Annotated in this window: 22 protein-coding genes; 18 read left to right on the forward strand and 4 right to left on the reverse strand. The window is 40.0% G+C overall.

Going from position 1 to position 20671, the window contains the following annotated elements:
* The first annotated feature begins 28 nt into the window (after window positions 1-28).
* The 6 genes from H7T99_RS02180 (at window position 29) to greA (ending at window position 8545) form a co-directional block, all read left to right on the forward strand.
* Window positions 29-3124, forward strand: coding sequence for a DEAD/DEAH box helicase (locus tag H7T99_RS02180; RefSeq protein WP_037600238.1), 3096 nt, complete (start codon window positions 29-31; stop codon window positions 3122-3124).
* Between the two features lie 155 nt (window positions 3125-3279).
* On the forward strand, window positions 3280-3996 hold the full coding sequence (locus tag H7T99_RS02185) for a hypothetical protein (RefSeq protein ID WP_002886515.1): 717 nt from the start codon (window positions 3280-3282) through the stop codon (window positions 3994-3996).
* 26 nt (window positions 3997-4022) lie between these two features.
* Window positions 4023-5351 carry a UDP-N-acetylmuramate--L-alanine ligase gene (murC, locus tag H7T99_RS02190; protein WP_002889872.1) on the forward strand — a complete coding sequence of 443 codons (1329 nt, stop codon included), beginning with the start codon at window positions 4023-4025 and terminating at the stop codon, window positions 5349-5351.
* Window positions 5352-5410: 59 nt separating this feature from the next.
* Window positions 5411-5905: a GNAT family N-acetyltransferase gene (locus H7T99_RS02195; RefSeq protein ID WP_002886517.1), complete on the forward strand. Its 495-nt coding sequence runs from the start codon at window positions 5411-5413 to the stop codon at window positions 5903-5905.
* Window positions 5906-6001: 96 nt separating this feature from the next.
* Window positions 6002-7978: an endolytic transglycosylase MltG gene (gene mltG, locus H7T99_RS02200; protein ID WP_037600244.1), complete on the forward strand. Its 1977-nt coding sequence runs from the start codon at window positions 6002-6004 to the stop codon at window positions 7976-7978.
* Window positions 7979-8062: 84 nt separating this feature from the next.
* Window positions 8063-8545: a transcription elongation factor GreA gene (greA, locus tag H7T99_RS02205; protein ID WP_002883697.1), complete on the forward strand. Its 483-nt coding sequence runs from the start codon at window positions 8063-8065 to the stop codon at window positions 8543-8545.
* 167 nt (window positions 8546-8712) lie between these two features.
* On the opposite strand, the gene yidC is transcribed toward greA, so the two are convergent.
* Entirely contained in the window at window positions 8713-9630 is a 918-nt protein-coding gene (gene yidC, locus H7T99_RS02210) for a membrane protein insertase YidC (RefSeq protein WP_037600247.1), read from the reverse strand.
* Window positions 9631-9716: 86 nt separating this feature from the next.
* Window positions 9717-9995: an acylphosphatase gene (locus H7T99_RS02215; RefSeq protein WP_037597401.1), complete on the reverse strand. Its 279-nt coding sequence runs from the start codon at window positions 9993-9995 to the stop codon at window positions 9717-9719.
* A 102-nt stretch (window positions 9996-10097) separates the two neighbouring features.
* Here H7T99_RS02215 and H7T99_RS02220 point away from each other — a divergent pair, with 102 nt between their 5' ends.
* From H7T99_RS02220 to H7T99_RS02230, 3 genes are all read left to right on the forward strand, one after another.
* Window positions 10098-10835 carry a TrmH family RNA methyltransferase gene (locus tag H7T99_RS02220; RefSeq protein WP_037598963.1) on the forward strand — a complete coding sequence of 246 codons (738 nt, stop codon included), beginning with the start codon at window positions 10098-10100 and terminating at the stop codon, window positions 10833-10835.
* A gap of 101 nt (window positions 10836-10936) precedes the next feature.
* Complete coding sequence (locus tag H7T99_RS02225) at window positions 10937-11440, forward strand: HD domain-containing protein (protein WP_002883682.1); 504 nt, start codon at window positions 10937-10939, stop codon at window positions 11438-11440.
* A gap of 23 nt (window positions 11441-11463) precedes the next feature.
* On the forward strand, window positions 11464-12153 hold the full coding sequence (locus H7T99_RS02230; RefSeq protein WP_037598964.1) for a Bax inhibitor-1/YccA family protein: 690 nt from the start codon (window positions 11464-11466) through the stop codon (window positions 12151-12153).
* A 37-nt stretch (window positions 12154-12190) separates the two neighbouring features.
* Here the strand turns inward: H7T99_RS02230 and H7T99_RS02235 are convergent, their stop codons facing one another.
* Window positions 12191-13327: a DUF5105 domain-containing protein gene (locus H7T99_RS02235; RefSeq protein ID WP_051411988.1), complete on the reverse strand. Its 1137-nt coding sequence runs from the start codon at window positions 13325-13327 to the stop codon at window positions 12191-12193.
* Window positions 13328-13464: 137 nt separating this feature from the next.
* Between H7T99_RS02235 and H7T99_RS02240 the strand changes: the two genes are divergently transcribed.
* Entirely contained in the window at window positions 13465-14718 is a 1254-nt protein-coding gene (locus H7T99_RS02240; protein WP_037598966.1) for a diaminopimelate decarboxylase, read from the forward strand.
* 32 nt (window positions 14719-14750) lie between these two features.
* Here H7T99_RS02240 and H7T99_RS02245 read toward each other — a convergent pair whose 3' ends face one another.
* A complete protein-coding gene (locus H7T99_RS02245) occupies window positions 14751-15293 on the reverse strand; it encodes a TetR/AcrR family transcriptional regulator (protein WP_037598967.1) in 543 nt (180 codons plus the stop codon).
* A 245-nt stretch (window positions 15294-15538) separates the two neighbouring features.
* Between H7T99_RS02245 and H7T99_RS02250 the strand changes: the two genes are divergently transcribed.
* The 8 genes from H7T99_RS02250 to scpB all read left to right on the forward strand — a co-directional run bounded on the left by H7T99_RS02250 (window position 15539) and on the right by scpB (window position 20605).
* A complete protein-coding gene (locus H7T99_RS02250; RefSeq protein ID WP_037600250.1) occupies window positions 15539-15790 on the forward strand; it encodes a YneF family protein in 252 nt (83 codons plus the stop codon).
* Window positions 15791-15853: 63 nt separating this feature from the next.
* Window positions 15854-16669: a glutamate racemase gene (gene racE / locus H7T99_RS02255; protein WP_037598968.1), complete on the forward strand. Its 816-nt coding sequence runs from the start codon at window positions 15854-15856 to the stop codon at window positions 16667-16669.
* Entirely contained in the window at window positions 16662-17636 is a 975-nt protein-coding gene (locus H7T99_RS02260; RefSeq protein WP_037598970.1) for a nucleoside-triphosphate diphosphatase, read from the forward strand. The genes racE and H7T99_RS02260 overlap by 8 nt, the downstream gene beginning before the upstream one ends.
* Entirely contained in the window at window positions 17618-18139 is a 522-nt protein-coding gene (locus H7T99_RS02265) for a metallophosphoesterase (RefSeq protein ID WP_037600256.1), read from the forward strand. Before H7T99_RS02260 ends, H7T99_RS02265 begins: the two co-directional genes overlap by 19 nt.
* Entirely contained in the window at window positions 18136-18618 is a 483-nt protein-coding gene (gene cbpB / locus H7T99_RS02270; RefSeq protein WP_037600258.1) for a cyclic-di-AMP-binding protein CbpB, read from the forward strand. Before H7T99_RS02265 ends, cbpB begins: the two co-directional genes overlap by 4 nt.
* The gene (gene xerD, locus H7T99_RS02275; protein ID WP_179969298.1) at window positions 18572-19333 is read left to right on the forward strand and encodes a site-specific tyrosine recombinase XerD; all 762 of its coding nucleotides are present in this window, start codon (window positions 18572-18574) and stop codon (window positions 19331-19333) included. The genes cbpB and xerD overlap by 47 nt, the downstream gene beginning before the upstream one ends.
* Window positions 19333-20046 carry a segregation/condensation protein A gene (locus tag H7T99_RS02280; RefSeq protein ID WP_002886532.1) on the forward strand — a complete coding sequence of 238 codons (714 nt, stop codon included), beginning with the start codon at window positions 19333-19335 and terminating at the stop codon, window positions 20044-20046. The genes xerD and H7T99_RS02280 overlap by 1 nt, the downstream gene beginning before the upstream one ends.
* Complete coding sequence (gene scpB, locus H7T99_RS02285; protein ID WP_037600262.1) at window positions 20039-20605, forward strand: SMC-Scp complex subunit ScpB; 567 nt, start codon at window positions 20039-20041, stop codon at window positions 20603-20605. The genes H7T99_RS02280 and scpB overlap by 8 nt, the downstream gene beginning before the upstream one ends.
* The last annotated feature ends 66 nt before the right edge of the window (window positions 20606-20671 follow it).

Genomic DNA, 20671 nt, shown 5'->3' on the forward strand with positions numbered 1-20671 from the left:
ATAGAGGGATAAGATAGGGGTGAATACTATGGCAAAATTGATGCCGGGTAGAGTCCGTAATGAGGGTATTGAACTTTTTGCAAAGGATCTCATTACCATTCATCAGGTCTCAGAAACTCAGTTGGATACAACAGTTGACCAACATCATTTAATTTATGCACTCAATGATTCTGAAATCACGTGTGACTGTGATTATTTCGCTCAAAAAGGCTATTGTCCCCATTTGGCAGCGATTGAGTATTATCTAAAAAACGATAAAGAAGGCCAGCGTCTCTTGGCAGAATTGGAAGAGGAACAAGAGTCCTCTCCGGGCCAAGAGCGAGGACACTCTTTTGGCGGTTTATTTTTAGAAGGCCTTTCCCTAAATGAGGATGATACTGTTAGATATAGCTTGATGGTAGAGGGAGAGGAATCTACCTTTGGTTCAGAGATTTGGTGGAGTATACGTTTACGTCGCTTACCAGATGAACGTTCTTATGTTATTCGAGATATTCCTGCCTTTCTCAAACTTGTAGAGACTGAGGGTTATTATCAGATAGGAAAGAACTATTATGAACCCCTATCACTTATTCAATTTGACCAGACTTCACAGGCATTTTTAGACTTCTTAGGACGGATGATTCCAGATGAAGCCAAGACTAATTTAGACTTTATTTTACCGAATAATGCACGTCATCTTTGTCTCCCCTACGGTTTTTTTGAGGAAGGTTTGAGACGGATGCAAGATTTGGATGGCTTTAGGTTTGAATGGGAAGGAACCGAATATCACCGACTTTTGGTTGAGGATTTGACTGCTGATGCCCATCTCTTCTCGTTTGATATTTCTGTTGAGCCTAAGATGATTGAATTGACTGTTGCTGAGAAGAATAGTCAGGCCTTTTTTAATAATCGTATTCTCTTTTATCAAGGTGTTTTTTATCGTTTGAATCGAAAACAACAAAAACTTTTGGTTGGTTTACGCTCTCTTCCAATCGGAAGCGATTTGAATAAGCATGTCAGCTTTAATCTTGATGAACAAGCCATCTTGGCTGCTAGTCTTTTTGATTTTAGGACTATGGGACCAGTTAAAGCTCCTAAAGCCTTTAATATCAAGGATTTTACACCGAGATTTCACTTTGACCTGAAAGGTGACAGTGAGGTTATACTTACATTAGCCTTTGATTTTGATGGTTTCCTAGTCCATAATCGACAAGAGTTGAGTCATTTAGGATTTACGAGTAACTATCGTCATGAGCAGGCTGTTTTCCGTTTGATGGCTAAGCATGAATTCACCCCTGATTTTCAGTCATCTAAACGATTAAGTAGCAGTCAAGAGCTCTATGATTTCTTTACGAATACTCTAGCAGAATTTGAAAATACAGGGACGGTTCTGATTGGGCAGGAGTTGCGTGACTTACGGGTTGAACAGAGTCCGCAGGTTCAGGTAGAGCGTCAGGGGAATTTATTAGATATTTCCTTTGATTTTTCAAGTCTTGACGATGAAGATGTGGATCATGCTTTAGCAGCTTTGATGGAAAGTTCGCCCTATTTTATCAATCGTAGTGGTCAGTTGATTGTTTTTGACGAAGCGACGCATCGTATTAGTGAGAGTCTCAAAACTCTAAGAGCTCGATATTCAGGGCAAGGTCACCTAGAACTAAATCAATTGACTGCCTATCAATTAATGGAGGCTCTTTCAGAAAGTGATTCTGTTCGTTTTTCAAAAGATTTCCAACTCTTAACGCAACATTTGAGTAAACCAGAGACCTTTGATTTGCCAACTTATAAGGTAGAAGCTGACCTTCGTCCCTACCAGGAAAAGGGTGTTCAGTGGCTATCTATGTTGCATCACTATGGTTTTGGCGGTATCTTGGCCGATGATATGGGGTTGGGGAAAACCTTGCAGACCATTGCCTATCTCTCTGCACATTTAGAAGAAGAGCAGCGAGTCTTGGTTTTGTCACCATCAAGCCTGATTTACAATTGGCAGGATGAGTTTAAAAAGTTCGCTCCTCAGTTAGATGTAGCGGTTTCTTATGGACTCAAGCCAAGACGTGATGACATCATTGCTGAAGACCACCAGATTATTATTACAAGCTATGCTTCCTTCCGTCAGGATTTTGATGCCTACAAGGCTGGTAAATATGACTATCTCATTCTCGATGAGGCTCAGGTCATGAAGAATACACAGACAAAGATTGCCCAATATCTACGTGATTTTTCTGTTCCACATTGCTTAGCACTATCTGGAACGCCTATTGAAAATCATTTGTTGGAGATTTGGTCTATTTTCCAAATTATTCTACCAGGACTTTTACCGGCTAAGAAAACTTTCCTTAAGTTAACACCAAAGGAAGTGGCTAGGTATATTTCTCCTTTTATTCTAAGACGTAGGAAAGAAGAGGTCCTTCCTGATTTACCAGATTTGATTGAAATCACTCACCAAAGTGAATTGTCAGATGCTCAAAAAGCTATCTATTTAGCGCAATTGCAACAGATGCAGCAAGGTTTAATTTCTGCAAGTGATCAGGAAATCAACCGTCGTAAGGTGGAAATTTTGTCAGGAATTACCCGCTTACGACAAATCTGTGATACCCCAGCTCTTTTTATGGACTATGCTGGAGATAGCGGAAAATTAGATAGCCTAAGAGAGTTGCTTAGTCAAATTAAGGAATCAGACCACCGTGTTCTTATCTTTTCACAATTTCGTGGGATGTTAGATATTACAGAGGGGCTCTTACAAGAATTAGGTATTTCCTCTTATAAGCTAACAGGGTCAACGCCATCTGATAGTCGTCAAGAGATGACCAGAGCCTTCAATCAAGGAAGTCGAGATGCCTTTTTGATTTCTCTAAAAGCAGGAGGAGTGGGACTGAATCTAACTGGTGCTGATACGGTTATTCTGATTGACCTTTGGTGGAATCCAGCGGTAGAAATGCAGGCTATTAGTCGTGCGCATCGTATAGGTCAGGAACAAAATGTCGAAGTTTACCGTTTGATTACAAGAGGAACTATTGAAGAGAAAATTCTTGAGCTTCAAGAAGGCAAGAAGAACCTGGTGACAACTGTCTTGGATGGCAATGAAAGCCGTGCCAGCATGACCGTTGAGGATATTAAAGAAATTCTTGGTATTGCAATATCTTAATTTGTTATATTTGATATTGGAATACTAATACGTAAAAATGCTACTAGGCAAATCTTTTGAATTAGGCTATAATAGAATACTGCAAGACGTATCTTCCCATTCCCGATTGTTTATATTAAGATACGCATCATCTCGAAAACGAAAGGAAGTCTTTTATGCATCGCCAAAGACGACAATTTCCGCTGATTCCAGACGGGGAATCTTGCTTGCAAGAACCGGTCTCTATGCGCCTATATGAAAATGAAGATTTAATCACAAATATCCGTGGCCCTTACCAAGATAAGGACTACAATGATTTGTTGCCGAACTATGATTTCTTGTCAGCTAAGCCTAGCAATCGTAAGCAGGCTTCAAAACGAGTGGAGACACAAGAAGCTGGCATGACTTATGCAGAGGAAGCCCGTGAAAAGGCTAAGCGCGATGTCCGTGAGAAACGCCAAAAATTCCTCCGCCAAGAAGTTCAACAAACCAAACATACTAATAGCCGTCAACTAACTGCTAAGCCTAAGGTAGAAGCTAAGCCAAGCTTTGAGGCTACTGTTGAGCCAGCTGCCGTAACAACGGATAAAGGGCCAGTGACAGCATCTATCTTGGGAGCTCCTGTAAGTGCTATCAAGCGAACTTTAGCACCTAACGGGAAACACTCAAAAATCCATCACTTGGCAAATCGTCTGCAACAGGATTCTTACATCTTGGCAGAAGTGGCTCCAACCTATCAACAGCCTAGTAACCCATCTCGTAAGAACGTCAAGAAAAATAGCTATGACTTCTTGAAACGTAGCCAGGTTTATAATTACCCAGAACGTCAAACTTACCGTGAACACCGAGTTGCTCAAGAATTAAATTTGACGCATTTAGAAGACGCAAACTAATCGCAGTGCGATTGTAAGGAGAAACTATGTCAAAAACTTATCATTTTATTGGAATTAAAGGATCTGGTATGTCAGCTTTGGCTTTGATGCTCCACCAAATGGGACACAAGGTTCAAGGTTCAGATGTGGAAAAATATTACTTCACTCAACGTGGTCTTGAGCAAGCAGGTATTCCTATCCTTCCTTTCGATGAAAAAAACATCACAGAAGATGTTGAATTGATTGCTGGAAATGCCTTTCGTGAAGACAACAACGTTGAAGTTGCTTATGCGATTAAAAATGGCTACAGCTTTAAGCGCTATCACGAGTTCTTGGGTCACTTCATGGATCAATTCACTAGCTTTGGTGTGGCAGGTGCACATGGTAAGACTTCTACAACAGGTCTCTTGTCACATGTTATGAAAAATATCACAGACACGTCATACCTTATCGGTGACGGAACTGGTCGAGGTTCTGCTAATGCACAATACTTTGTCTTTGAGTCTGATGAATATGAACGTCATTTCATGCCATACCACCCAGCATACTCAATCATCACTAACATTGACTTTGACCATCCTGATTACTTTACAAGTATCGATGATGTGTTCTCTGCCTTTGATGATTATGCTAAGCAAGTGCAAAAAGGACTCTTCGTTTACGGTGAGGATCCACACCTTCGTAAGATTACAGCCAATGCGCCAATCTATTACTACGGTTTCGAAGAAAATGATGATTTTATGGCAACAGACATTGTTCGTACAACGACAGGGTCTAATTTCAAGGTAAAACACGATGGACAAATTCTTGGAGAATTCCATGTGCCAGCCTATGGTCGTCACAATATCTTGAATGCAACTGCGGTTATTGGGACCCTCTATGTAGCTGGTTTCGACATGGATTTGGTTGCAGAACACCTTAAAACTTTCTCAGGTGTTAAACGTCGTTTCACAGAAAAAATTATCAGTGGTACTGTCGTCATCGATGACTTTGCTCACCATCCAACTGAAATTATTGCAACGCTTGATGCAGCACGCCAAAAGTACCCATCTAAAGAGATTGTTGCTATTTTCCAACCACATACCTTCACACGTACTATTGCTCTTCTTGATGAATTTGCTGAAGCTTTGAACGAAGCAGATGCTGTTTATTTGGCGCAAATTTATGGTTCAGCGCGTGAAGTTGACCATGGTGATGTTAAGGTTGAAGATCTTGCTGCTAAGATCAATAAACCGGCCAAAGTGGTTACAGTTGAAAACGTCTCACCTCTCCTTGACCATGACAATGCTGTTTATGTCTTTATGGGAGCTGGGGACATCCAACTTTACGAACGCTCGTTTGAAGAGCTCCTAGCAAGCTTGCAAACACACATGTAATATATTAAGGGCTGTAGCGATTTCGCTCAGCTCTTTCTCTTAATAGAAAGGAATTTAGTATGCTTATTCGACATGCCCGAGAGGATGATTGGGCTGATGTTGTCCGTATCGAACAAGATAATTTTTCACCTGAAGAGGCTGCAACTCCAGAGGCTATTGCGGAGCGTTTAAAGACGATTTGTGATACCTTTCTAATTGCTGAAATTGATGGCGTTGTAGCTGGCTACATTGAAGGGCCTGTGATTGCGGAACGTTATCTTACAGATGACTTGTTCCATAAGGTGGTTCCTAATGCTAGTCAAGGAGGCTTTATTGCAGTTACTAGTTTGTCTATCTCCAAAGATTTTAAAGGGCAAGGGATTGGTACAGCCTTGATTGCAGCGCTTAAGGATCTAGCTATCGCCCAAAAACGCCAAGGTATTAGTTTGACTTGCCATGATTACCTGATTGCCTATTATGAGATGAATGGCTTCACTGATGAAGGAGAATCAGAATCAAATCATGGCGGTAGCACTTGGTATAATATGGTTTGGGAGAATCCAGAAACCCATTGAATTCAGTGTTACGTTACTGTGACAAAGGACCAATTGATTTGCATTAACTGACTTTTTAAGATATAATGGCGTTTGTTACTATAGAGGAGGTATGCCTTGACGGACAAGTTTAATGAACACTCGGAATCTGCTGAAGATAGCCTAAGCTTTAAAGATCAGATTCTTCGAGATTTACAAGAAGCAACACGGCTCCGTTCTCTTCGCGAGGAGGAGCATAATAAAAGTGCAACTATGCCCGAGACACCACGTTCAACGTCAGCTGAGAGCGCTACAACACATAGTACCTCAGCGTCCAATAAAGTAAGTAACCAAGATTTTAGTTCACATTCTGTTTCTCATAGTGCTTTCGCTAAATCTATGACTTCTGAGACAGCTCAAGATTCTCAACAAGATAGTGTTGGCTTGTTTTCTGTTTCTCAAGCTGAGTCTTTAGTGTCTGATGCTCATTCAAATGTAGCGTCTATTTCTAAAGAACCTATCGAGGAGGAGAAAAAGGTAAATATACCTCAGGAGACTGAAACGTCGAAACGCCGTTTTAAACGTCCAGTTTGGGAAACTAGCCTTAACGAAGCATCTGAAGAGGAGTATATTCCTGCAGATGTTGCCAAGGAGCTCATTGAAGCTAAGTCTAACGAAGCTATTTATACAGACCCTAAAGAATTGGAGGCCAAATTGACCTCAGAACGTCAAAAAGAAGCATTCTTGCAGGAACATCATGCAACAAGTGACCAAGCGTCGCAAGAAAAGGTTCAATCAGAGATAGTGGCTGATGGTAATGAGGATGATGAGAGTATTTCTCTAGAACCCTCTGGAAAACCTAAGAAAAAGAAAGGTAAGAAAGTGAAGAAGAAAAAGTCTTCGCCAAAAGATGTTAAACAGGCTGACATTGTCGACGAAGAGCCGATTTCACGTTCTAACCGAAATCACAAACGCAATAAAAATAACCGCCGTGCTGGGAAAATTGCAAGAAATATTATTATCTTCTTGCTTCTTATCTTGTCAGTAGCGACATTCTTTGGTTATCGTTATGTTAGTGATGCTGTTGGCGCAAAAGATGTTAATTCAACTAAGTTTGTTAGTGTTGAAATTCCCGAAAATTCAGGTAGCAGTTATATTGGCCAACTCTTGGAATCAGCTGGTGTTATTAAGTCTGGTAAGGTCTTTAATTACTATACCAAGTTTAAGAACATCTCAAATCTGAAAAGTGGTTATTACAACCTTCAGGCTAGCATGACCATGGATGAAATTATTGAGGCACTTCAGAAAAAAGGAAGTGATAAACCTCAGGAGCCATCTCTTGGTACGGTCTTAGTCAAAGAAGGATATACCATTGATCAAATTTCCAAGGCAGTTGAAGTTAATTCTTCAGCTAAAAAAGGCAAAAAATCATCAACTGGACTTAAGGCGAAAGATTTCTTGAAATTGATGAAGGATGATGCTTTCATTACTAAGATGAAAGCGAAGTATCCAACCTTGTTGGCAAACCTTCCGAATTCTACGGATGCTAAGTATGTCCTAGAGGGTTATCTGTTCCCAGCGACTTATAACATTCATGATGATACGACGGTGGAGTCTTTGGCAGAGGAAATGTTGTCAACGATGGACACCTACCTATCACCTTACTATGCGACGATTTCATCTAGTGGACACAATGTTAATGAGATTTTGACCCTAGCTTCTCTTGTTGAAAAAGAAGGAGCTACAGATGACGACCGTAAAAATATTGCTAGCGTCTTCTATAATCGTCTAAACTCAGACATGGCTCTACAAAGTAATATCGCAGTTCTTTATGCTCTTGGAAAACTTGGTCAGGAAACGACCTTGAAAGAAGATGCAACTATTGACACAAACATTGACTCCCCTTATAATGATTATGTTCATAAGGGGTTGATGCCAGGTCCTGTGGATAGTCCTAGTCTGTCTGCGATTGAAGCGGTTATCAATCCATCATCTACCAAGTACATGTACTTTGTGGCAGATGTAACCACTGGTAATGTCTATTTTGCTGAAAGCTATGAAGAGCATCAGCATAACGTTGAAACTTACATTAACAGCAAACTAAAAGATAAATAGTCTGATTGGCTCATTAAAACCAAGCAAACGAATAGTGATTTTGATGATGCAGCCAACGGCTCAAAAAATAGAAAAGAGAAAAAAATGGCAGAAAAAACATATGTAATGACACAAGCAGAGAAAGAACAACTTGAAGCGGAATTGGAGGAGTACAAACTCGTCCGTCGTCCAGAAGTTGTAGAACGTATTAAGATTGCACGTTCTTATGGTGACCTTTCAGAAAACTCTGAGTATGAAGCAGCCAAAGACGAGCAAGCCTTTGTTGAAGGACAAATTCAGATTCTTGAAACAAAAATTCGTTATGCGGAAATCGTTGATAGTGATGCTGTTGCTAATGACGAAGTTGCAATTGGTAAAACTGTTGTTGTTCAAGAAGTTGGTACAAACGACAAAGATACTTATCATATCGTTGGTGCAGCCGGTGCTGATATCTTCTCAGGTAAGATTTCAAATGAAAGTCCGATTGCTCAAGCCTTGATTGGTAAGAAAGTTGGCGACAAAGTCGCTATCGAATCACCAGCAGGTAGCTACTCTGTGGAAATCCTTAGTGTAGAAAAAACAGCCTAAGTGACTGTTGGAATTAAGGTGTTCAATATTTGAAACTAGTGGGAGTGAGACAAAACAGTTGTTCTGTCGCACTCCTTTTTTGGTTATTGGCGCTATTAGGAATTAGGTTAGTCTGAATTAGTCTATAAGAAAAGCACTTTTGGAAAATTCCAAGAGTGCTTTGTAGCTTATTTACGATTTTGCTTACCGGCGTTACGGTTTTTCTTTGGTTTGCTCGCAATTGCTTGAGTATTTTTTGGTGTCACATCTTTACGCTTGCTTGGTGTTGTACGAGGTGCTTTTGGAGGGTTCTTTTTGAACTCTTCAGCAACTTTTTCTTTTAAGCGAGGTTTGATGATGTAGTTGGTAATCAACTGTTGGATAATAGAGAAGATACCACCAACGAACCAGTAGAGGATTACGGCTGCAGGTGAGCTAATACCAAAGAAGATCATCATGATTGGCATACTGTACATCGTCGCTGCCATTTGTTTACGTTGTTCTTCAGGAACTTGTTGAATAGACAACCAAGATTGGAAGTAGTAAAGCGCTGCGATGATGATAATCAATGGGAAGTCACGGTGACCAAGGTTAAACCAGAGGAAGTTATCCTTGAGTACACCAGGAGTGTAACGTGCTGCATAGTAGAGTGCTGAGAAGAATGGTAACTGAATCAATAGAGGAAGACAGCCGACACCGCCCATCAAGCTTAGACCGTTTTCACGCTGAGCTTGCATGAGTTCAGACTGGGCAGCCATTTTTTCTTCTTGAGTTTCAGCGTTGCGCAAACGTTTGTTAATTGGTTCTAAGATAGGCGCAAGGTATTCACGTTTTGCTGCTTGGTAGGCTGCGCTACGAGATTGGTGAAGACCAAGTGGCAAGATAATCAAACGAACAATGATGGTTACGAAGATAATGCCAAGACCAAATCCCAGATTTAAATTATGTGCGAAGTAGGTGATGACGTGGCTCATAGGGCGACCAAGTAGGTTCCAAACCCAACCAGTAGGATTACCAGACTTATCAAGGCTCACACATCCTGATAGGAAGAGAAGCATGCTGGCAGCAAGCCCCATCAGGGCTAGACGTTTTTGATTTTTATTCACAATATCATTCCTTTTGTTTTTTAGTTATACCTGTCTATTTTACCTTTTTTTAAGGAAGAGAACAAGTTAAAAACGGAGCTCCAACCTTAATTAGCCATGCGAAAATCGCTGTAATTAGGGAAGTTAGCCATGGTCACATCGACATAGGTTACTTTAGACCATTTTGAAGGTCCCTTTCGAACTTCTTGAATAAATTTAGCTAACTTAGAAGGGTTATCTGACTGAGCTAGAATTTCAACAGTACCGTCGTCGTTATTCCAAACCCGACCGCATATATCTCCAATATCTAGTGCTAGAGCATAGGTTGAATAACGAAAACCAACACCTTGGACTCTTCCTGAGACTAATAATCGTACTTTTTGCATGGTCCATGACCTCCTTTTGAAAGCTCTTTCTTTTAGTATAATCCTTGCTATAAAGTCGGTCAAGTCCAAGATTTATCAGGGGATTTCTGCTATAATGAGTGTATGGAAATCATTCAATCAAAGCAAAATGCTAGCATTAAGTCTGCTAGAAAATTATTGCAGCGTAAGCACCGTAAAACTAGCTATCTTTTAGAAGGATGGCATCTTTTTGAGGAAGCAAAGGCAAGCGGTGCCGAGATTCTTCAAGTTTTCGTACTTGAGGAAATGGCTGATCGTGTGGCTAATATGTCTAAGGTCAAGTTGGTTAGTCCAGAGGTGCTTAAGGAACTCTGTGAAACTCAGACACCTCAAGGGATTGTGGTAGAAGTTGCTAAACAATCTCAAGCCTTGCCAAAGTCTCTCTCAGGGAAATATCTGCTCTTGGAGGATGTTCAGGACCCTGGTAATGTAGGAACAATGATTCGAACAGCAGATGCCGCAGGTTATGACGGAGTCTTTTTGTCGGATAAATCAGCTGATATTTATAATCAGAAGACCTTGCGTTCTATGCAGGGAAGTCATTTCCACCTTCCAATCTATCGTGGACCAATTCTTGACATGGTTGAGGCTTGCAGAAAACAAGGTATACCCGTCTTAGCAACGACTCTTTCCGATGTTTCCGTTGACTATAAAGCAGTTAAGACAGATGGCAATTTTGCCCTAGTAATGGGAAATGAGGGTCAGGGAATTAGTCAGGAAATGGCTGAGTCTGCTGATCAACTCGTACATATTAGCATGCCAGGTCAGGCGGAGAGTCTGAATGTTGCTGTTGCAGCAGGAATTCTCATGTTTAGTCTCTAGGTCTCAAGGATGATTTTAGGAGAAAACAACTGACTTTTAAAGTAATTTTAAGTACTAGTGGTATAATGAAGAAGCATTAGAAACATTAATGAGGTATTATTATGAAACGACCAGAAGATGATAAAGAATTCATGGAAGTTGTGGGACATTTGATTTCTCATCCACGTTTTCAAAAATTGGATGGGATTGTACAGCACCATCATTCGACACGTTTAGAACACTCGGTTAATGTTAGTTACACCAGCTATAAGATTGCTAAAAAATTTGGCTGGGATGCCAAGAGTACAGCTCGAGGTGGTCTCTTACATGACTTTTTCTATTATGATTGGCGAGTGACTAAATTTAACAAGAGTCATGCTTGGGTACATCCACGTATTGCTGTTCGTAATGCCAGAAAGCTTGTTAATCTGAACAAAAAAGAAGAGGATATTATTCTCAAGCATATGTGGGGAGCAACGATTGCGCCGCCGAAGTATAAGGAATCTTATATTGTTACTATGGTGGATAAGTATTGGGCGGTTAAAGAAGCAGCGACACCCTTACGAAACCGAATCAAAAATCGTAAGTTTTTCCGTCGCAAGACTCTACAAAGCCACCACCAATAATTCATTATTTTTAGGAGATAACTATGGAATCAAATGCAATTTATACAACTAGTGATGCGGGTTTGAACCGCTTTTTCGGAAAGATTTATGGTCTTGTCGGTATGGGAGTGGGACTTTCAGCAGTCATCTCTTATCTGATGCTCTTCCCTCTTTCGCATCTTTTTGTCAATATTCTCATGAATTATTCTTGGGTTTACATGGCGGCACTCTTTTTAGAGTTTGGTTTGGTCTTTTTGGCTAGCGGTGCTGCAAGAAGGAATACACCTGCGGCTCTACCTTTATTTTTGGTTTATTCTGCTCTGAATGGATTTACACTTAGCTTTATCATCGTACAATATACGCAAGCCATTGTTTTCCAAGCTTTCCTTAGCACTGCCATTGTTTTCTTTATCATGGCACTTATCGGAGTTACCATTAAGCGAGATCTATCAGGCATGGCCAAGTTCCTTATGGCAGCCTTGATTGGGATTATTGTGGCTAGCTTGATTAATTTTTTCTTTGCAAGTAGCATGATGAGTTTTGTGATTAGTATTGTATCAATTCTTATTTTCTCAGGTTTAATTGCCTACGATAACCAGATGATTAAGAAGGTTTATTATGGTACCAATGGTCAGGTCACAGATGGATGGGCAGTTTCTATGGCACTTAGTCTTTACTTGGATTTCATTAACTTATTCTTGAATATCTTGCGACTCTTTGCTAGACGTAATTAGTAAAAAAAATCAGCCAGATGGCTGATTTTTTTACTGTCTAATAGTTTTTTGTGAGTGTTCCTTGCTGACCTGTGTAAGCGTAGAAGAGTGGATAGTAATCCCATTTTCCCACATAGCTATCTTTATCTGGGAAAGCCCACTTGTCGTCTTTTTTAGTAAGCTCGACTGAGTAATTATCAAAGATATTTGTACCTTCAGTCTTTGGTGCTGATGGACTTACTTCTTTGATTGAATTCGGTAGGTAAGTTTCCATGTAGAATTGTCTTGTCAGTTGGTCGACATTTCCAGCGTTAGCACCATTGCTTTGTAGGTAGTTTTTAAGTTCGTCTGTGAGATTTGGGTGATTAGCACCATAGGCATCGTCTGCAGCTTTCATACTGATAGTTGACATGCTGACATTGAATTCTGCCTTATCTTTAGCGACGATAATGTTGTCAACAGTGTAGCTGCCGCGTTCACGGTTAGCTGTTTGAACCCAACCAAAAACTTTTGGAACTTCATCACCGGTTGGTTTGATGTTATCAGTTGCATCATAGCTGTATTGAAGGCTATCTGAGAAATATTGGTTAAGTTCGCCCTTAGCTTTGTCCAAGTCGTTAGAAACAAATTTGCTGTAGTCTTTGCTTTCGCCACCTAGAAGAACTGCGTTGAAATAAGCATCAACAGCCTTTTTAACATTGGTAGTTGTTTTACCATCGAAATCTTTTAGGTTAGTAGAAACAGTTTGTCCTTCTGTCTTCTCATCCTTTGATTCAAAATAGAGTTTATAGCTTTCGTCGTTGTTAACTTCGAAAAAGAGTGAGACAGTTTTGTAGTCGTCAGCTTCAAGCTTTCCAAAGTCATCTGTAGCATCCTCTACGTTCTTATTTTTGTTGAAGAGAGTAGGGAGATCACCTTTGTCGATCTTGCTTGCTGTGACTTTTTTACCATCTTTATCTTTGAGGTAGAATTGTTTAGCAGATGTGTTGAGCTCATTTTCCATATCTTCCGAAGTATTCTCGAGTTTGAATGAGACTTCGACTAGGGTTTGGTCATCCTTGAGCTTGAGGTCGCTTCCTGACATATAGACAATATCGTTAACAGAAAGCTTGGCATCAAGTTTTGGCTTGGCACATGCTGAGAGTGTTAAGATGGCTGCTAGAGCAAGAGCCCCAGAGTAAAGATATTTTTTCATAAATAATCCCCCGTTATTTTATTTAGGTTATAGGTCTATTGTATCATGAAATATGCCTTGAGATTATTAGAAAATTGGGTTTCAAGCCTTTTCTTATGCTATAATAGGATTACTATTGTAAAAAAATGGAGAATAAAATGACAAAAACACCTTTTATTACAGCTGATAAACTTGAACAAATCACTGCAGAATTTCCCACACCTTTCCATCTTTACGATGAAAAAGGGATTCGTGAAACAGCACGTGCAGTTAATGCAGCTTTTTCGTGGAATCCAGGTTTTAAAGAATTCTTTGCTGTAAAGGCCACACCTAATCCAGCAATCCTCAAAATTTTGAAAGAAGAAGGGTGTGGTGTCGATTGTGCGACCGATACAGAGCTTGTCATGAGTAAGAAAATTGGTTTTGATAGTAGCGCGATTAGCTTTACATCTAATGATACACGTGCAGAAGAGTTTGTTTACGCGCGTGATATTAATGCGACAATTAACCTTGATGCTTACGAAGATATCTTTTTCTTGGAAGAGGCTGCAGGGCTTCCTGAAACCCTTTCTTTGCGCTTTAACCCAGGAGGTGTCTTCTCTCTTGGTACTGATATCATGGATCATCCTGAAGAATCAAAATTTGGGATGACTAAGGAACAACTCTTCAAAGGTTATGCCTACCTTAAAGAAAAAGGAGTGAAATCATTCGGTTTGCATGCTTTCCTAGCGTCAAATACAGTAACGAATGAGTATTACCCAACCTTGGCTGCTCAACTCTTTGAATTGGCGGTAGAAATCAAGAATGAACTTGGAGTTAGTCTTGACTTTATCAATTTATCAGGTGGTGTTGGGGTAGACTACACACCGGCTAATAAGCAAAATGACATTGCTGTTATCGGTGAAGGGGTTCATGCTAAATTTGATGAGATTCTTGTTCCGAATGATCTTGGACACATTAGTATTTACACTGAACTTGGACGTTTCATGACAGCACCTCATGGCCTTGTTGTTACTAAGGTTCTTCATATTAAGGACACTTATCGTCGTTACGTTGGTGTAGATGCTTCTGCGGTTAACTTGCTTCGTCCAGCTATGTACGATGCCTACCACCACATCACGAATATGACTAATCCAGATGGTGACACTCAAGTAGTTGATGTGACAGGTTCTCTTTGTGAAAATAATGATAAGTTTGCTAAGAACCGTGAATTGCCAGAAGCTCGTATTGGAGATACCTTGGTTATCCACGACACAGGTGCACATGGTTTCTCAATGGGCTACAACTATAATGGACGTCTTCGTTCTGCAGAAATTCTCTACCAAGAAGATGGAACGGCTCGTATGATCCGCCGTGCAGAGACGATGAATGATTACTTTGCTACTCTTGATGGTTTTGATTTTGACATTTAACAAAAAATAAGCTAGGCCTTAAAGGCCCTAGCTTATTTTACTTTAATGATTACAGCTTCAAGAATGATATCGGCTAACTCCTCAGGGGATTCGACACAGCCTTCTTTGAGCCAGAGTGTTAAAATGGTAACAATAGTGCTAACATAAATTTCCAATGAATATTTGGCAGGAATATGATAGCTTTGTTCCATGAGCTCTGTAACATTTTCGATATCAGAGTTAAGGATGGTCTCGATAATGAATTCACGAATCATCTCATTGATGTTTGGAATGTGTGTCATTAAGGTGAGACAGAGCTTTTGATTTTCCTTAAGATATCTTAGCATTTCAGTAACAACACCCTCTTGGTAGGTCATGTCTTCCTGAAGAATACTTGAAACTTTATCTAAAATCTTTGAGAAGGTTGTTTCAACCAAATCTTCTTTATTTGAATAGTAGTAGTAGAAAGTTGGTCTGCTGAGATTTGCCTTCTTGATGATGTCTGTGATGCTGATTTGTTCGAGTGAACTCTCTTCTAAGAGTTCAATAAATGCGTTGACAATTTTTCGTTCGGAAATAGTTGCTTCCTTGAGCATAAATAAACCCCTTTATATAAACATAATAATAATTCCACAACTTATATAATAACCTATTTTTTTTCTAGAAATCTTACAAGTCCTTTACAGTTGTAAGTGAAAAATACTGAAACTCTCATTTTATCGATATTTTAAACGAAAAAACTTTTTTTCTATACGTTTTTAAGAACCAACGTCTTATTTGTCAGTAGGGTCCATTTTTGCTATAATATAAGGTAAATCAACGTTATAGGAGAATTAAATTTATGAACACCGTCCTTTGGATTATTCTTGTTTTTGTAGCCCTTTTGGGTGGTTTTTATGGAGGCGCATACTTTGCCCGCAAACAAATGGAGAAAGAATTGGCTGAAAATCCTCGTTTGAATGTGGACGCTGTTCGTACCATGATGTCGGCTGCGGGTCAAAAGCCAAATGAAGCAAAAGTGCGTCAAACATATAACCAAATTATCAAACAACAAAAACAAGCACTTGCAGATAGCAATAAAAAGAAAAAATAATGGTGGGGAGCTGGGACGTGAATCTCAGCTTTTTACATGTAACCTAGGGGATAAGGAGGCAAGATGGATAATCGACCTATAGGATTTTTAGATTCTGGTGTCGGAGGACTGACGGTGGTACGTGAACTTAAACGTCAGTTGCCTCACGAGTCTATTGTTTATATTGGTGACTCTGCTAGGGCGCCGTATGGTCCTAGACCAGCAGAACAAATCAGAGAGTATACCTGGCAGTTGGTTAAATTTCTTCTGACCAAAGATGTAAAAATGATCGTTATTGCTTGTAATACGGCAACAGCAGTAGTTTGGGAGGAAATCAAAGGAGCCTTGGATATCCCAGTGCTAGGTGTGGTTTTGCCTGGTTCTAGTGCTGCCATTAAGTCTAGTCAATCGGGTCATATTGGCGTCATTGGGACTCCTATGACGATTGCCTCTAACATCTATGAACAAAAAATTAAGCATCTGGCACCACAAATGAATGTCTTGAGTTTATCTTGTCCTCGCTTTGCCCCTATTGTTGAATCCAATGAAATTAACTCAAGTGTGGCTAAAAAGATTGTTTATGAGAGCATGGCACCTTTAGTCGGCAAGGTAGATACCTTGGTTTTGGGCTGCACCCATTACCCACTTTTACGTCCTATCATCCAGAATGTTATGGGGCCAAGTGTCAAGCTAATTGATAGCGGAGCTGAAACAGTTCGTGATGTTTCCGTTTTGCTCAATTATTTTGAAATTAATCGTAGCCGTGAAGTCGAAGACAAGACGGAAGAATATTACACCACAGCTAGTGTGCTTGGTTTTAAAGAAATCGCAGAACAATGGCTGGGTGAAGAAGTTGCTGTCCAACATGTCGATTTGGACAAGGAGTTAGAAAATGACTAAATCAATTTTAGAATATAAAGACGAACAAGACTGGTATTTGGCTAGTTTTGGAAGCTACAATCACTTGACTTGTTTTGGTGGTGATGAGGCCTATGAACAATTTGTTGACCTTTTCCAAGCCTTGACTAACGTTTTGGCTGTTAGTGGTTTCCAGTTACATATTGCTAAACATTCTTCAGACCTTCGCTTGGTATCCTTTATTTTGGATTGCTTGAAAGAGCAAACTGGTCGAGACCTAGCTGTTACGCCACATCAAGGGGCCTTGGTAGTTAGTGAAGGAGATAAGCTTGTCTATGTTCATGTGCCTAGAGAAGGTGTCACCTTGAGTGATTTCTTTGGTTCTGATAACAAATCAGATTTTGGTGATATCCTATTGATTGCGACACGCAATGAAGGAAAAACTAAGGAATTTCGTAAACTATTTGGAAAACTAGGCATTAAGGTAGAGAATCTTAATGATTATCCAGACCTTCCTGAAGTTGCTGAAACAGGTATGACCTTTGAGGAAAATGCACGCTTGAAGGCGGAGACCATTTCTGAATTAACTGGTAAAATGGTCCTTTCAGATGACTCTGGTTTGCAGGTAGATGTTCTTGGAGGCTTACCAGGTGTTTGGTCTGCGCGCTTTGCAGGCCCTGATGCCACAGATGCTGAAAATAATGCTAAATTATTGCACGAGCTCGCTATGGTGCTTGATGATAGCAAACGTACGGCGAACTTCCATACAACCCTAGTTGTTGCAGCACCTGGACGTGATAGTTTGGTTGTTGATGCCGACTGGAAGGGTTATATTGGCCGAGAACCTAAAGGTGACAATGGTTTTGGTTATGATCCTCTCTTTTTAGTTGGTAATACGGGTAAAACAGCAGCAGAGCTTTCTGCAGAAGAGAAAAATGAACAATCTCACCGTGGACAAGCTGTTAAGAAACTTATGGAGGTCTTCCCAGCATGGCAGAACAAACAATAATCGTAATGAGCGACTCCCATGGGGATCGTGATATTGTAGCAGATATAAAAAATCGTTATCAAGGAAAGGTGGATGCCATTTTCCACAACGGAGATTCGGAGTTAGAATCAAGTGATCCTGTTTGGAAAGGTATCTATGTAGTTCGAGGAAACTGTGATTATGATTCAGGTTATCCAGAACGTTTGGTCGTTAAACTTGGAGATGTGATTATTGCACAAACACATGGTCATCTCTATGGCATTAATTTTACCTGGGACAAGTTAGATCTTTGGGCGCAACAAGAGGATGCTGATATTTGTCTTTATGGCCACTTGCATGCGGCAACAGCTTGGCGAAATGGTAAAACAGTGTTTATCAATCCAGGTTCTGTTTTACAGCCACGTGGGCCTATACATGAGAAACTTTATGCAAAGGTGATTATAAACGATGCAAAAATTCGTGTGGAACATTACACACGTGACCATGAACTTTATTCAGAACTTACACAGGAATTTGAACGATGATTGCTAAAGAATTTGAAGATTTTTTGTTGGCTCGTTTAGATAATTATTTAATTCCATCAGATCAGGTTGCTATTTTTATTGATAGTCATAACGCTAATCATGTGGTTTTGCTTTTGACGAGTAACGGTTATTCGCGCGTTCCCGTTTTGACTAAGGATAAGCATTATCTTGGGACCATATCTTTGACAGATATTAAGCGTTATCAAGATGAACATAACTTGCAAGAGTGGGAGATGGTTAACCATGATATCGGGCCGATGACATCAGATGTCGTGGAAACAGTGGAAGATAATGCTAATCTAAACGAGGTAATGCATAAGCTAGTTGATAATCCTTTCCTTCCTGTGGTTGATAGCCAAGGTATTTTCAAAGGAATTATCACACGAAAATCGATTCTAAAGGCGGTTAATAGCCTCTTACATGACTTTACACATGACTATATCATCATTCCAAAAACAACTGACAACTCAGATCACTGATTTTCTGTCTACTAAGGTCATTTCAGAGAGTTCAAAGCAAGCTTATGCTTATGATCTTAAGCAGTTTACAACTTTGATTTCAGGACAAATTGATCAAACCACTTTAAAGCTCTATGAAAACCAACTCAAGGAATGGAAACCATCCGTACAAAAACGTAAGCGCTCTGCGGTCAATCAATTTTTACTATATCTCTATCAAAAGGGTGAATTAGCGAAATTTTTCAAACTATCAGAGATGGTAACGCTACCTTCTCAGGAGGATAAGTTGCAGATACTGGATCTTTCGTCGCTTTACGAGGGACGTGAAGGGGCTGGGAAACTGGCCTGTCTGCTGATTCTAGAGTTGGGGCTCTTGCCTTCAGAGATTTTGGAGTTGAACTGGTCCGATATCGACTTGGATTTTGGTGTTTTAACTGTGGCCAAGGGAACGACTAAGCGTGTTCTTAGACTTGAAGCAGATTTGAAACAGTATTTGTTGGCTATTAAAGATGTGAACAGTCAGGGATTGCTTTTGGGTAAGGTCTATACTCGACAATGGCTGTATAAGCAAATCCAGACTTATGTTAGTGGCTGTGGCTTATCGAATGTAACTGCTCAAGTCTTGCGTCAGCAATTTATTCTTAGACAAATTGAAAAGGGAACGGGCGCCTTTGAACTTGCTCGTTTACTGGGACTAAAAAGTCCAGTGACCTTGGAGAAATACTATAAAATCTAATGGATATTAAGTTAAAAGATTTTGAGGGGCCACTGGATTTGTTGCTCCATCTGGTTTCTAAGTATGAGGTAGATATTTACGATGTCCCCATTGTTGAGGTTATTGAGCAATACTTGGCTTATTTGGCAACCTTGCAAGCCATGAAGCTTGAAGTTGCTGGGGAATATATGCTTATGGCTAGTCAGCTCATGCTGATTAAGAGTCGTAAGCTTCTGCCGACAGTGGTGGAAGCTGAGCCAGAAGCAGATGATCCAGAACTAGAGCTCTTGAGTCAGTTGGAAGAATATGCACGCTTCAAAGCAGCTAGTCAAGAGTTGGCTAAGCAGCATGAAGTGCGAGCTCAGTATTTTTCAAAACCAAAAGTTGAATTAGTTTATGAAGATGTGACGCTGAATCAGGATAAGACCATTCAAGACATTTTCTTGGCTTTTTCAAAAATCATGACTGAAAAGCAAGAAGAAATTCGTCGAAATCACACGACCATTGCGCGTGACGATTATAAAATTGAAGACATGATGCTGATTATTGAGGAAGCATTTGGCTCAAAAAATGAGCTATATCTGGATGAACTTTTCACAGATGCTAAAGATATGAATCAAGTAATCACCCTCTTTTTGGCAACTCTTGAATTGATTAAGGTCCATCGCATATCAGTACAACAGGAAATAATTTTTGGGACAATCACACTAAGAAAGGAATGGACGAATGAGTAGTCACTTAGCACGATTAGAAGCTTTACTTTTTGTGGCTGGTGAAGATGGTCTTAGTCTACGTACCATGGCACAGCTTTTGGAAATGCCAGTGACGGGTCTGACTCAGTCTTTGGAGAAATTGCAAGCTAAGTACGAGACAGATGAGGATTCAGCTCTGTGTTTATTGGAATCATCAAATACCTATAAGTTAGTGACTAAACCAGATTTTGCAAGTCTCCTTCGTGACTATTCTAAAACGCCTATTAACCAGAGTTTATCACGAGCGAGTCTTGAGGTCCTCTCTATAGTTGCGTATAAACAGCCCATTACTCGAGCTGAAGTCGATGACATTAGAGGTGTTAATTCTAGTGGTGCTATTGCTAAACTTCAGGCCTTCGATCTTATTCAAGAGGCTGGTAAAAAGGATGCTGTCGGTCGTCCTAACCTATATGCGACTACTGATTATTTCCTTGACTATATGGGCATTAACCGTTTAGACGAGCTTGTGGCGATTGATCAACTAGAACTTGAAGAGCAAGAAACGAGTCTCTTTAGGGAAGATGCTTCAGAGGAGCTTTAGGACTTGGACAATTAAGAGTAAACCTTGTTGAAACTAATCATTAAAAATAAAGAAACATAGCAGAGA

Origin of the sequence: Streptococcus sp. 17.1, from assembly GCF_016648655.1 — a bacterium.
GTDB lineage: Bacteria > Bacillota > Bacilli > Lactobacillales > Streptococcaceae > Streptococcus > Streptococcus salivarius_E.

Excerpts from the sequence above, each read along its gene's own strand:
- H7T99_RS02180 (WP_037600238.1), top strand. The coding sequence starts at position 29 with ATGGCAAAATTGATGCCGGGTAGAGTCCGTAATGAGGGTATTGAACTT.
- H7T99_RS02185 (WP_002886515.1), top strand. The coding sequence starts at position 3,280 with ATGCATCGCCAAAGACGACAATTTCCGCTGATTCCAGACGGGGAATCT.
- murC (WP_002889872.1), top strand. The coding sequence starts at position 4,023 with ATGTCAAAAACTTATCATTTTATTGGAATTAAAGGATCTGGTATGTCA.
- H7T99_RS02195 (WP_002886517.1), top strand. The coding sequence starts at position 5,411 with ATGCTTATTCGACATGCCCGAGAGGATGATTGGGCTGATGTTGTCCGT.
- greA (WP_002883697.1), top strand. The coding sequence starts at position 8,063 with ATGGCAGAAAAAACATATGTAATGACACAAGCAGAGAAAGAACAACTT.
- H7T99_RS02215 (WP_037597401.1), bottom strand. The coding sequence starts at position 9,995 with ATGCAAAAAGTACGATTATTAGTCTCAGGAAGAGTCCAAGGTGTTGGT.
- H7T99_RS02220 (WP_037598963.1), top strand. The coding sequence starts at position 10,098 with ATGGAAATCATTCAATCAAAGCAAAATGCTAGCATTAAGTCTGCTAGA.
- H7T99_RS02225 (WP_002883682.1), top strand. The coding sequence starts at position 10,937 with ATGAAACGACCAGAAGATGATAAAGAATTCATGGAAGTTGTGGGACAT.
- H7T99_RS02230 (WP_037598964.1), top strand. The coding sequence starts at position 11,464 with ATGGAATCAAATGCAATTTATACAACTAGTGATGCGGGTTTGAACCGC.
- H7T99_RS02235 (WP_051411988.1), bottom strand. The coding sequence starts at position 13,327 with ATGAAAAAATATCTTTACTCTGGGGCTCTTGCTCTAGCAGCCATCTTA.
- H7T99_RS02240 (WP_037598966.1), top strand. The coding sequence starts at position 13,465 with ATGACAAAAACACCTTTTATTACAGCTGATAAACTTGAACAAATCACT.
- H7T99_RS02245 (WP_037598967.1), bottom strand. The coding sequence starts at position 15,293 with ATGCTCAAGGAAGCAACTATTTCCGAACGAAAAATTGTCAACGCATTT.
- H7T99_RS02250 (WP_037600250.1), top strand. The coding sequence starts at position 15,539 with ATGAACACCGTCCTTTGGATTATTCTTGTTTTTGTAGCCCTTTTGGGT.
- racE (WP_037598968.1), top strand. The coding sequence starts at position 15,854 with ATGGATAATCGACCTATAGGATTTTTAGATTCTGGTGTCGGAGGACTG.
- H7T99_RS02260 (WP_037598970.1), top strand. The coding sequence starts at position 16,662 with ATGACTAAATCAATTTTAGAATATAAAGACGAACAAGACTGGTATTTG.
- H7T99_RS02265 (WP_037600256.1), top strand. The coding sequence starts at position 17,618 with ATGGCAGAACAAACAATAATCGTAATGAGCGACTCCCATGGGGATCGT.
- cbpB (WP_037600258.1), top strand. The coding sequence starts at position 18,136 with ATGATTGCTAAAGAATTTGAAGATTTTTTGTTGGCTCGTTTAGATAAT.
- xerD (WP_179969298.1), top strand. The coding sequence starts at position 18,572 with ATGACTATATCATCATTCCAAAAACAACTGACAACTCAGATCACTGAT.
- H7T99_RS02280 (WP_002886532.1), top strand. The coding sequence starts at position 19,333 with ATGGATATTAAGTTAAAAGATTTTGAGGGGCCACTGGATTTGTTGCTC.
- scpB (WP_037600262.1), top strand. The coding sequence starts at position 20,039 with ATGAGTAGTCACTTAGCACGATTAGAAGCTTTACTTTTTGTGGCTGGT.